General features: G+C 34.1%; 15 protein-coding genes. 9 read left to right on the top strand and 6 right to left on the bottom strand.

What is annotated here, in order from left to right:
• Positions 1-11: 11 nt before the first annotated feature.
• From BST93_RS10515 to BST93_RS10535, 5 genes are all read left to right on the top strand, one after another.
• Positions 12-1211: an alanine dehydrogenase gene (locus BST93_RS10515; protein ID WP_105019141.1), complete on the top strand. Its 1200-nt coding sequence runs from the start codon at positions 12-14 to the stop codon at positions 1209-1211.
• Between the two features lie 7 nt (positions 1212-1218).
• Positions 1219-1596 (top strand): hypothetical protein, encoded by a 378-nt coding sequence (locus tag BST93_RS10520; RefSeq protein ID WP_105019142.1) that lies wholly within the window; start codon positions 1219-1221, stop codon positions 1594-1596.
• Between the two features lie 170 nt (positions 1597-1766).
• The gene (sucC, locus tag BST93_RS10525) at positions 1767-2960 is read left to right on the top strand and encodes an ADP-forming succinate--CoA ligase subunit beta (protein WP_060522378.1); all 1194 of its coding nucleotides are present in this window, start codon (positions 1767-1769) and stop codon (positions 2958-2960) included.
• 327 nt (positions 2961-3287) lie between these two features.
• Positions 3288-4571 carry an ammonium transporter gene (locus BST93_RS10530; protein WP_105019143.1) on the top strand — a complete coding sequence of 428 codons (1284 nt, stop codon included), beginning with the start codon at positions 3288-3290 and terminating at the stop codon, positions 4569-4571.
• 284 nt (positions 4572-4855) lie between these two features.
• Complete coding sequence (locus BST93_RS10535) at positions 4856-5461, top strand: pseudouridine synthase (RefSeq protein WP_105019144.1); 606 nt, start codon at positions 4856-4858, stop codon at positions 5459-5461.
• Here the strand turns inward: BST93_RS10535 and BST93_RS10540 are convergent.
• Both BST93_RS10540 and murA read right to left on the bottom strand, forming a co-directional pair.
• Positions 5430-6044 carry a hypothetical protein gene (locus BST93_RS10540; protein WP_052510373.1) on the bottom strand — a complete coding sequence of 205 codons (615 nt, stop codon included), beginning with the start codon at positions 6042-6044 and terminating at the stop codon, positions 5430-5432. The genes BST93_RS10535 and BST93_RS10540 overlap by 32 nt on opposite strands.
• A gap of 92 nt (positions 6045-6136) precedes the next feature.
• The gene (gene murA, locus BST93_RS10545; RefSeq protein ID WP_105019145.1) at positions 6137-7456 is read right to left on the bottom strand and encodes a UDP-N-acetylglucosamine 1-carboxyvinyltransferase; all 1320 of its coding nucleotides are present in this window, start codon (positions 7454-7456) and stop codon (positions 6137-6139) included.
• A gap of 250 nt (positions 7457-7706) precedes the next feature.
• On the opposite strand from murA, the gene BST93_RS10550 reads away from it, so the two are divergent.
• From BST93_RS10550 to BST93_RS10560, 3 genes are all read left to right on the top strand, one after another.
• Positions 7707-8348 carry a DUF937 domain-containing protein gene (locus BST93_RS10550; protein WP_105019146.1) on the top strand — a complete coding sequence of 214 codons (642 nt, stop codon included), beginning with the start codon at positions 7707-7709 and terminating at the stop codon, positions 8346-8348.
• Positions 8349-8480: 132 nt separating this feature from the next.
• Positions 8481-8891, top strand: coding sequence for a DUF6146 family protein (locus BST93_RS10555; RefSeq protein WP_105019147.1), 411 nt, complete (start codon positions 8481-8483; stop codon positions 8889-8891).
• A gap of 17 nt (positions 8892-8908) precedes the next feature.
• Positions 8909-9406 carry a DUF6787 family protein gene (locus BST93_RS10560; protein ID WP_105019148.1) on the top strand — a complete coding sequence of 166 codons (498 nt, stop codon included), beginning with the start codon at positions 8909-8911 and terminating at the stop codon, positions 9404-9406.
• On the opposite strand, the gene BST93_RS10565 is transcribed toward BST93_RS10560, so the two are convergent.
• From BST93_RS10565 to rpsF, 4 genes are all read right to left on the bottom strand, one after another.
• A complete protein-coding gene (locus BST93_RS10565) occupies positions 9403-9882 on the bottom strand; it encodes a DUF6495 family protein (protein WP_042279260.1) in 480 nt (159 codons plus the stop codon). The genes BST93_RS10560 and BST93_RS10565 overlap by 4 nt on opposite strands.
• A gap of 66 nt (positions 9883-9948) precedes the next feature.
• Complete coding sequence (gene rplI / locus BST93_RS10570) at positions 9949-10398, bottom strand: 50S ribosomal protein L9 (protein WP_042279262.1); 450 nt, start codon at positions 10396-10398, stop codon at positions 9949-9951.
• Between the two features lie 17 nt (positions 10399-10415).
• Positions 10416-10712, bottom strand: coding sequence for a 30S ribosomal protein S18 (gene rpsR / locus BST93_RS10575; protein ID WP_042279264.1), 297 nt, complete (start codon positions 10710-10712; stop codon positions 10416-10418).
• Between the two features lie 2 nt (positions 10713-10714).
• The gene (gene rpsF, locus BST93_RS10580; RefSeq protein ID WP_042279266.1) at positions 10715-11059 is read right to left on the bottom strand and encodes a 30S ribosomal protein S6; all 345 of its coding nucleotides are present in this window, start codon (positions 11057-11059) and stop codon (positions 10715-10717) included.
• A 297-nt stretch (positions 11060-11356) separates the two neighbouring features.
• Between rpsF and BST93_RS10585 the strand changes: the two genes are divergently transcribed.
• The gene (locus tag BST93_RS10585) at positions 11357-12061 is read left to right on the top strand and encodes a LytR/AlgR family response regulator transcription factor (RefSeq protein ID WP_042279474.1); all 705 of its coding nucleotides are present in this window, start codon (positions 11357-11359) and stop codon (positions 12059-12061) included.
• Positions 12062-12137 lie beyond the last annotated feature (76 nt).

Consider the following 12137-nt stretch of genomic DNA (forward strand, 5'->3'; position numbering starts at 1 on the left):
GTTTTTATCATATGTCTAATATCTCTACACCTTTTACAAAAGACCAACTTATACCTCAAGAGGAGCGATTAGAAATTACTAGAACTAGTAGAGATTTAATCATAGGTATACCTAAAGAAAATCAAGAAATTGAAAGAAGGATTTGTCTCACTCCCGATGCTGTTGCTGCAATTACAGCACACGGACATAAAATAATTATAGAAAAAGGTGCAGGATTAGGAAGTAATTTTACCGATCAAGATTACATAAATGCTGGTGGAGAAATCACATCAGACAAAAATAAAGTCTTTTCTTGTCCCATGGTCCTCAAAGTTGCTCCACCATCTTTAGATGAGATAGACTTATTAAAGCCTAATGCAACTTTGTTTTCTGGTCTTCAATTAAAAACTAGAAGTAAAGCATATTTCAAAAAACTTGCCTCAAAAAAAATCACAGCTCTTGCTTACGAATTCATAACCGATGAATCGGGAAGATTTACAGCCGTAAATGCGCTTAGGGAGATATCAGGAATTGCATCAGTATTGATAGCTTCGGAGCTACTAGCAACTGGATCAAATAGAACCGGTCAGTTATTTGGTAATATTACAGGTGTTCCTCCTGTTGACGTTGTAATTCTAGGAGCTGGTGTAATAGGTGAATTTGCCGCAAGAACAGCTCAAGGTCTAGGTGCCACGATAAAGGTTTTTGATAATTCCATTACCAATTTGAGGAGAATTCAGGATCGTGTAGGTAATCATATCTATACGTCCACTATTCAACCTAAATATTTAGCCAAAGCCTTGCGTCGATGTGACGTTGCTATTGGAGCATTAAGTGGTGAAGATCGTACACCTGTGGTAGTATCACAGCCTATGGTGGAAAATATGAAATCGGGTGCTGTAATCATTGATACAAGTATCGATATGGGTGGATGTTTTGAAACCAGTGAATTAACAACTCACTCCTCGCCTACCTATGATAAATTTAATATTACACATTATTGTGTACCTAATTTACCTAGTAGATATAGTCGTACAGCAACGATCTCCCTAAGTAATATCTTTACACCTTATCTTCTTAATATCGGTGGTGATGGTGGCATTGAACACACATTACGAACCGATAAAGGTTTAAAATGTAGCGTTTATTTATACCACGGTATTCTTACAAATAAATCCGTTGGACAATGGTATGACTTACCACATAGCGATGTAAATTTGCTCATCTTTTAAATAAGTTATGAGAAAAATAAGACGATGGGGACTGTACATGAGTGGATTTGCAATAGGAATGGTCTTTCTACTATTTTTTTGGACAGGAAAACGCACTCAATGCACTTGGATGCCCGAATCTAGAGTGATAAATGATATAGGTAAAAAATCTATAAGATTGTCCCCAGAAGTTAGAGAATTACTTAAAAGTGAACAATTAGACACTTTAAGTATCCAGCTTATTCTTAAATATGGTAATGTTGATTTTTCAAAATCAAATACAGATACAATTCCTTGTAATTTTTATCATATTTCTGGTAGAGAAGATTTAAAAAACACCGCACTTTGGGTGCGCAACTGTGATCGTTTTGCAAGAGTAGAAAAAGTTATAACTACAACGGAGTAGAAACTTATCTTTTAAATTGGGATGTATTTATTACGCTTTCGCGAAAGCGTAGATCAAATAACAAAGTACTTTGATAAAACCTTAATAAAATAGGCCTAAATTATACTATCAATTCTAAGGCTCATTTCTTATTTTTGCTACAAATTATTAATTGACATTAAATTCTATATATGAATCTTCACGAATATCAAGGAAAAGAAATACTCGCTGGATACGGTGTAACTGTTCAAAGAGGTAAAGTAGCAACTACTGCTGCAGAAGCTGTAGAAGCAGCAAAAGCACTTACCGAAGAAACCGGAACTGGATGGCATGTAATTAAAGCACAAGTTCACGCTGGTGGTCGCGGTAAAGGTGGTGGAGTTAAACTTGCAAAAAACTTAGATGAAGTTAATGAAATTGCAGGTCAAATTATAGGAATGGACTTAGTTACTCCTCAAACTCCGCCAGAAGGAAAAAGAGTTCACCAGGTCCTTGTAGCTGAAGATGTTTACTATCCTGGAGACAGTGAACCAGAAGAGTTTTACATGTCTGTTTTATTAGATCGTGCAGCTGGTAAAAATATGATCATGTATTCTACAGAAGGTGGAATGGACATTGAAACTGTTGCTGAAGAAACTCCACACTTAATTTTTACTGAAACTATTGATCCTGCTCACGGTTTACAAGGTTTCCAAGCTAGAAGAATAGCTTTTAACCTAGGTCTAAGTGGTAAAGCGTTCAAAGAAATGACAAAATTTGTCAATGCTCTTTACAACGCCTATGTAGGTTCTGATTCTTCTTTATTTGAAATCAACCCTGTATTAAAAGCAAGTGATGACCGCATAATCGCTGTAGACTGTAAAATTTCTCTTGATGAAAACGCGCTTTATCGTCACAAAGACATCGCAGAGATGCGAGACACTCGTGAAGAAAATGCAACCGAAGTAGAAGCTAAAGCAGTTGGTCTTAACTATGTAGATCTTGATGGTAACGTAGGTTGTATGGTAAATGGTGCTGGACTAGCAATGGCTACCATGGACTTAATTAAAATGGCTGGTGGAGAACCAGCAAACTTTCTTGACGTAGGTGGTACTGCAGATGCTAAACGTGTAGAGGAAGCTTTTAGAATTATTCTTAAAGATCCAGCAGTAGAAGCTATCCTAGTTAATATCTTTGGTGGTATTGTAAGATGTGATAGAGTAGCACAAGGAATTGTTGACGCTTACAAAAATATGGGTGATGAAATCAATGTGCCTATCATCGTAAGATTGCAAGGTACTAACGCAGAAATCGCTAAGGAATTGATAGATAACTCTGGACTAGACGTACAGAGTGCAGTTGAATTCCAAGAAGCTGCAGATAAAGTACAGCAAGTACTAGCTTAAATTTTCATAAATGCACATAAAAAAACCGCCTTTTAAAGGCGGTTTTTTTATGTGCTGTTTTTTAAGAATTAAACGAAAACGATATAGTCTTTACGCAATTCCAGCAACGATGGTTTTAATTTTATCATATTCTTGATAATTTATTCCTTCTTTTGAGATATTTCTATTTAATTACTATAATCCAATTCTACAACACTGAATTATGTATTTGATTTATAGTGACTTAATAATTTTACCAATAGAATTGAATTGAAATTTTCTTTATTATCTATTAATCTAATTTGAAGTACTCCTAATTTTAAAACCTTAATTCAATACGTTTTAAGAATGGGAAAAAAATGGAACTTTATCGTTTTACTTGTACTTATTATTATCTCACTTATTTTGGGAGAACCTTATGAGATAGGAGAATTAAATACTCAAATTGATACGGGTGATACTGCATGGATGTTAGTTGCTAGTGCGTTTGTATTACTTATGACCCCTGGACTAGCTTTTTTCTACGGTGGAATGGTTAACAAGAAAAATGTGATTTCCACGATGTTGCAAAGTTTTATTGCCTTAGGTATTGTAAGTGTTCTTTGGGTGATGGTTGGATTCAGCCTAGCCTTTGGTGATAGTATAGGAGGAATAATAGGTAACCCAATGACTTATTTCAATTTTAAAAATGTAACTCTATCACCTAATCCAAATTTTGGTACTACTATTCCCTTTTTGTTATTTGCCTTTTTTCAATTAAAATTTGCCATTATCACTCCTGCTCTTATTACTGGTAGTTTTGCTGGTAGAATAAGATTTAGATCTTACATCCTTTATATTGTTCTGTTCATCTTATTTATCTATACCCCATTAGCTCACATGACTTGGCATCCGGATGGATTGTTAAGAAATCTAGGTGTACTAGATTTTGCAGGCGGGACAGTCGTTCATATGAGCGCTGGATTTGCTGCACTTGCTGGTGCAGTTTTCTTAGGTAAACGTAAAAAGATTACACACGAGACTACTAACACGGCTTACATCATTTTAGGAACAGCTTTATTATGGTTTGGCTGGTTTGGTTTTAACGCAGGATCTGCTCTAGGTGTAAATATGGATACGGTAATATCATTTGCAAATACAAATCTTGCAAGTGCCACCGCTATGATTACTTGGGTTTTTTATGACAGATTTTCTGGCCGCAAGATGAGTGCTTTAAATGCTTGTATTGGAGCTATAGTAGGATTAGTAGCCATAACTCCAGCAGCTGGATTTGTATCACTTAGTCAGTCTATTTTTATAGGATTTATCGCAGCACTAATAAGTAATTGGGCTATTAGATTTAAAAACAAAACCAATCTTGATGATACGCTAGACGTTTTTCCTTCTCATGGTGTAGGTGGTGTTGTAGGAATGATCCTTACAGCTGTTTTTGCCAAAGAAGTTGGGCTGATTTATGGAGAGACAACTACTTTTACATGGCATATGATATCTCTTGTAGGCGTTTCTATATTTACGTTTGCTGGCAGCTGGATATTATATTGGATAGTAAATAAAATAATCCCATTAAGAGTGAGAGAAGATCAAGAAAAGAGAGGACTAGACGCTTCACAACATGGTGAAACCTATTCTTAGAATTGTAAATTTTACAAATAGTTAACTAATTATTCTCATTAAATTTAATGGGTTACGCTAGAACTATTTTACTTTTATTCTAGTAAAATGTTGCGTTATGGAAAAGGAAAAACAAGAACTATTAAGTCGCTACAATACTTGTAATCTTGGACTTTCAAGACAATTAAACTATCTAAGAAAAAAATCTATAGAAGCTAGAAGTTATTTTCCTATTTTTCGAAATAGGAAACTATCAAATTCCTAAATTTTACTTAGATCAGATATCTTTGTGCATCTACATTATTATGGATGCTCAACATTTTTTAGTTTATAAACCGTTCCGCATGGTGAGTCAATTTCTCACTAATGATGGAAAACAAAAAAGAAAAAGGTTTTTAAAAGAGTTGGGCTCGTTTCCCAATAACATAATGGCAATAGGTAGACTAGATGAAAAGACTGAAGGTTTACTTTTACTAACCACTTGTGGCAAAACAAGTGATATTATCAACAGATCAAAACTATGGTCAAAAACCTATCACGCTCAAGTAGATGGGAAGATAACTCAATCCGTAATAGAACAATTAAAACATGGTGTAGTTATTACCGTAAACGGTAAACCTTATACCACAAATCCATGTGAAGCTGCTTTAAGCCAAGAACCAGATTACAATTTAACTCATACCTATATTAGAGACGAAAAACACGGTCCTACAAGTTGGATTTCTATCACATTAAACGAAGGAAAGTTTAGACAGGTAAGAAAAATGTGTAGCAAGGTAGGTTTTCCTGTTTTAAGACTTGTACGCACACAAATAGGCCCATTTCAATTAAATGATGTTAAAAATCAAAAGGTAATTGATGTAACTGATCGTCTGGAAACTATTCTTTTAGAACAACAAGCAAAGCTTTAACACCAGAAGCAAGATTCCATTCATTTTTTTGAATAACCTCACCTTTATCGTTCATCACTACAAACTCTGCCGTATTAGGACCTGACTCACCTTGATTAAGAGCTTCTATTTCTATTTTATTAAATCCTTGCTTAAGCGGAATTCGTACACCTTGGTAAGCATATTTTAAATAAATCTTCTCAATTACCACCTTATCATCTACCCATATACGTACTAGATCGCCATCTTGATAACCATGATCTCTACACATCAATTTTATAATGGTTTCCCCAGTTCTTATTTCCCCTAGAAAGGTGTCGCTTACAAAACCAGGTCCCATGGGTGCATCCTGTTTAAGCTTTGTCTTCTCTTTAAATTTAATACCTGGATTAGTAAGGTCTGTTTCCTGTCTCAGATTAATTTTGGGTTCCTTTTTAGGTCTTTTCAATACAGTAGACTCCTCATTTTCTGGAAATAACAAACTTCCTCCTGATTCCGTTTCTGGAACAGGTTTAATTTTTTTATTAGTCGACTCCGGTAATTCCTGTGCATTTAGTACATAAGGAACCGCGACTAATAACAATAAAAATAGGAATCTTCTCATAACAATTAAATACCAAAAACCTTGCCTTTTTTAAAGGTAAGGTTTTTAGTCTTTTAATCACCAACACTTTACGTTAATAAAGTTAATTAGTTTTAAAATTGAGAACCAACGCGTTCAATTTTAGCTCCAATAGCTTTAAGTCTAGAGTCAATATTTTGATATCCACGATCAATCTGTTCAATGTTATGGATAGTACTAGTTCCTTTGGCACTTAGTGCGGCGATTAATAAAGATATCCCAGCCCTAATATCTGGACTTGTCATTGTTGTTGCTTTTAAAGAGGACTTAAAATCATGACCTATCACACTCGCTCTATGAGGATCGCAAAGAATTATTTTTGCTCCCATGTCGATTAATTTGTCTGTAAAGAAAAGTCTACTTTCAAACATTTTTTGATGAATAAGAACACTACCGCGAGCTTGCGTGGCTACTACAAGAACAATACTCAATAAATCTGGGGTAAAACCTGGCCATGGAGCATCAGAAATAGTTAAGATACTACCATCTATATAGTTTTGAATTTCATAACCATTCTCATGGGCAGGAATATGAATATCATCTCCTACTCTATTTATCGTTATACCTAATTTTCTAAAAGTATCTGGAATTATTCCCAGCTCATCATAAGCTACATTTTTGATAGTAATTTCACTTTTTGTCATGGCAGCAAGACCTATCCAACTGCCAATTTCTATCATATCAGGTAGGATTCGATGTTTAGTTCCTCCTAATTTTTCAACTCCCGTAATTTTTAATAGATTGGATCCTATCCCATCTATTTTGGCGCCCATGCGCACAAGCATGTTACATAATTGCTGTAAGTAAGGCTCGCAAGCCGCGTTGTAAATAGTTGTGACACCTTTAGCTAGTACGGCTGCCATGACAATGTTTGCAGTTCCAGTCACCGATGCCTCATCTAATAACATATACGTCCCGTGCAACTCTTCGGCCTCAACCCCATAAAAGTATTCTTCTTTATTGTATCTAAAAGTAGCCCCCAGTTTTATAAAACCCTCAAAATGAGTATCTAATCTACGTCTACCTATCTTATCACCACCTGGTCTAGGAATGTATCCTTTACCAAATCTAGCGAGCAATGGACCTACTAGCATAATGGAACCTCTTAATCCTCTTCCTTGAATTTTATAATCTTCAGATTGAAGAAAATCTAAATTGATTTCATCGGCTTGAAAGGTATAGGAGTCTGAACTGTTTTTTGTGACTTTTACACCTAGATTATTTAATAGAGCTATTAATTTATTTACATCAATAATATCAGGAACATTATCAATACGTACAGGTTCATCAGTAAGCAATACAGCACATAAAATTTGAAGTGCTTCATTTTTGGCTCCTTGCGGTTGTATGTCTCCTTTTAATTGGTGTCCTCCTTCTATTATAAATGTTCCCATATTTTAATTCTTCTATTTCAGTAAAAATAAGTCGATAGAATTACATAACTAATAGATTTTTAATCAAGTTTACACTTTTAGTTAACAGTAAAAGGTGAATCATTTTTACGCTTTCGCGAAAGCGAATCAATAAAAACAGTCTTTTAATCGTATTTTTACACCTTTAATCTACTAATTTTTTAACAATTAATATTTTTGAATTCCTATCACCATAAATCATAATTTTAAAAACAAATCAAATTAATAAACAATGGCTTCAATTTTAGATCTTTTACAATCTGACCTAGGTCAGACTTTGATACAAGGCGCATCTCAAAAAACAGGACAACCAGCAGATAAAACTGCCAATGTACTTTCACAGGCTATGCCTTTAATACTGGGCGCGATGCAACGTAATGCAAGTACTCCTGAAGGGGCAGCTGCTTTAAATAATGCGCTAGAAAATCCTAAACATAGCTCTGGCGGTGTTCTCGATATGCTAGGAGGAATTTTTGGTGATGGTCCAGGTTCTCCAGACGAGTTAGAGAATGACGGTGCTGGAATATTGGGACATGTTCTAGGTGCTAAACAACTTAGAATTGAATCTGCATTATCACAATCTAGTGGGATGGACATGCAGTCGGTAAGTAAAATTATAAAAATTGCAGCTCCTATTTTAATGGGTATGCTAGGTAAGCAAAAACAGACTTCTCAAACGCAATCGAATGGTATAGGTGATTTACTAGGATCTGTTTTGGGACAATCTGGATCACATGATCAATCATTTATTGAAACTTTATTAGACAGTGATGGCGATGGAAGCATTGTTGACGATGTGGCCGGAATGGTGCTAGGTGGCAATAAGAAAAAAGGTGGTCTAGGTGGACTTCTAGGTGGACTATTTGGAAAATAAATCCCTAACTATTTCTCATAATTAAGCCCTACTTTTATAAGTAGGGCTTTTTTACTCAATAAAATGCAGTCTTTACTAAATGGTACTTTAATAGCTATATAGTTTCTATCATTTTTGTTTAAAATTATTACCATGAAAAATATTATAACAACACTAGGGCTAATAGCAATTCTTATATCTTGTAGTGCTTTAAAAGAATCAAATCACGTAAAGAATAATAAAAATGTTATTACTAACGATACCATACGTATTGCCAATGATAGCCTGGACTATGAAATAATAATTATTGAACCAGGATTTTATGGATGGCTGGGTACACAACCACAAAGAGGATATTACACCCAATCCTCAATGGAAATTACTAATCAATTTAAAGTAAGGGAATATAATTTAAGAGTTCTTAATCCGACAAGATTTGATCCTAACCTGTACGTATGGAGAATCGACTATGAAAGTAAAATTGATTATGGGTATGAAGTAAATTGGTTGCTATATAACTACTTCCTATTCTTTGAAAAAAAGTATAATCAAAAATTGATGTAAGCCTTAACTTTGCTCCCATGAATAGAATAAAAAGCAATTGGGATATAGAGAAAAATTGGCAACTTATTTATATCGTATTAGGTGTAGTTGGATTATTATTTAGTGGATACTTTGTAGCTATAAATTTGATACCAAATATATTTGAAGATGCTATTTATGAATTTGTATTTGTCTGTTGTGTTACCTTAATACTTGCCTATTTGTTTTACAGATTGTGCTTGTACTTTTTTGGAAAATTGTATGACAAATGGGGTATAACAAAAAAATACCGCATGGTAGCGATATTTATTGTTTTTGCAATTACAGGATCCTTATCTGCGAGACTTTCAAGTCCATTATTGCATTATATTGGATTAGATCAATTATCCAAATGGATATACTGGCCTGTCAGACTGCTCATCATTTTTCCTATCTACCAAATATTATTAGTAGCCATGGGATGGCTTTTTGGTCAATTTGAATTTTTCTGGTGGTTTGAAAAGAAAATGCTTAGCAGGTTCGGTATAAAACTTTAATTACCTAATTCAACGAGATTTTCAAAGTACTGATATAATTGTCCTTTGGTTATTACTGCTCCAGATTCAATAATTTTAAATTTATCCTCATTTGGAAATTCTCCGTAAGCTTTTGTAGCAGTGAATAGTTTAACTGATTCATCCAGTAAATTATCTTGCAACCATTTATATCCTTCGGTAGTGGTAATGTCAATTTCTTTATTACCTATAATGATAGATATAAGACTCATTTCCTTTTCGCCTGTGTGAAAAAGATTCATTGATTGGGCCGATATGTGTTCTAGGTATTCTGCTTTATTTAATACACCTTCCCAAACTAGATCAGAAAACACATCAATCTCTTGTTCTGCAACATGAGGCTGGGTATTTTTTATATCATCCCATTCTTTTTTATCAATGGACTGAGCAGCAAGAAAATTAATAAATTCCTCGTGCATTTCTTCCAACTGTTCTTTTGTGAGTCTACGGTATTTCATAAAAAGACTTATTAAAAAAGCCGTTTCAATAAATTGAAACGGCTTTTATGTTATTAATTTGAAAGATTACTTTGCTTCAACTACGTTAAAACTAAAGTTAGACTGTACTTCTCTGTGGAAACGTACAGTTGCCTCGTATGGGCCTAATCTTTTGATACTACCACCTGCAATAGAGATGAATTTCTTATCGATTTCTATACCTTCTTTAGCAAGATAGTCTGAAACATCTGCAGTAGTTACAGAACCGAATAATTTATCACCATCACCAGTTTTAGCCGGGATACTCAATTCAAGAGCGTTTAATTTATCAGCTTGTGATTGTGCGTTCTTGATATTGTTTGCTTCTTTGTGAGCTCTTTGTTTAAGAGTTTCTGCTAATTGCTTCTTTGCACTAGCTGTAGCCATTACCGCAAGTCCATTTGGGATAAGGTAATTGCGACCATAACCAGGCTTAACAGTCACTACGTCATCTGTAAAACCTAAATGTTCTACGTCTTTCTTTAATATAAGTTCCATATTGTTAAACTGATTAATTATTTAAGTAAATCTCCTACGTAAGGCATTAATGCAAGGTGACGAGCTCTTTTTACTGCAACTGCCACTTTACGCTGATACTTTAAAGAAGTTCCTGTAAGACGTCTAGGTAATAACTTACCTTGTTCGTTTACAAATGAAAGTAAAAAATCAGCATCTTTGTAATCTATGTATTTAATACCGCTACGCTTAAAACGACAGTATTTTTTTCTAGATTGAGTTTCTATATTAAGAGGAGACAAGTAACGGATGTCACCATCTTTTTTACCTTTAGCTTGTTGTTGTAATGTTGCCATGATTAAGCTTTTTGTTTTTTAGACATTCTACTTCTTCTTTTCTCTGCCCACTCGATAGCATACTTATCAAGTTTCACAGTTAGATAACGCATAACGCGCTCATCACGACGGAATTCAACTTCAAAATCGTTGATTACCTCACCTTCAACTTGGAATTCAAAAAGAGAATAAAATCCACTTTTCTTGTTTTGGATTGGGTAAGCTAATTTTTTTAGTCCCCAATCTTCTTTTGATACCATTTTTGCTCCACGGCTAGTAAGGAAATCTTCGTATTTCTTTACTGCTTCCTTTACCTGATCTTCAGATAAAACGGGATTCAAAATGAAAACAGTTTCGTATTGATTCATATTAATTGTATTTAAACGGCTGCAAAAGTACACCTTTAATAATATTTATACAACTTGTTTTTATTCCTGCTTTAAAAAGTTAACAATTGATTATAATTATGTAAATGCTTAAAAATAAAAGTTTAAACAAAATTTTATTAACAATGTTATCATTAACAACTGATTAACAATGATTTAGAAGTCAAGTTTTTAAGAAGCAATTCGTTTAAACATCAAATTTATTCGATAAAATGTACTTTTTTTTGCATTTCATCAGAAAAGTGTGTAGAATTGTCCAAGAAATCAAAAGTAATAAGTATGAGTAACGCAGTGCTTAATTGTTTTGTTGTGGATGATTCAAGTATCCAACGACTTTCAATCGTCAAATTAATAGAAGGTCACCCTAACCTTAGATTAGTAGGTGAGTTTAGTAATGCAGTCGAGACTAAATCTGCTCTAGAGAATCAATCCGTTGATCTCATATTTTTAGACATCGAAATGCCCATACTTACAGGATTTGATTTATTAGATGATATCGCAGAAAAACCGGGAATTATTTTTGTAACTGGTCAAACTAAGTATGCCTTTAAAGCATTTGATTATGCGGCAATCGATTACTTACAGAAACCAATAAAAAAGGATAGGTTTTTATATGCTGTAGAACGTGCACTATTAGCACACAAGGTGAAAAACGAAATGATTGAAGATCGTGGAGAATTCATCTTTGTTAAAAGCAATCTTAAAAAACGTAAAGTGTACCTTAAAGAGCTACGATACATACAAGCTCTTGGAGATTACGTAAAGTTGATTACCGAGGAAGATAATCTTGTCGTACTCTCGACAATGAAGTCTTTTGAAAACCTTCTTCCAGAAGAAGATTTTATGAGAATTCACAAGTCTTACATTATAAATCTTAGAAAAGTAGAAAAGTTCAATTCCAAAGCGGTTGAATTAGGAACCGATGTGTTACCTCTTTCCCGCAACAGGAAATCAGAATTAGTTGAGGCGTTGTCTCAATTTTAAATAGTAGGTTCAATTAGGATAAAGAAGCATCTCATTTGAGGTGCTTTTTTAGTTTACGCTTTCGCGAAAGCGTAAT

The organism is Nonlabens tegetincola, from assembly GCF_002954355.1.
In the GTDB taxonomy this organism is placed as follows: Bacteria; Bacteroidota; Bacteroidia; order Flavobacteriales; family Flavobacteriaceae; genus Nonlabens; species Nonlabens tegetincola.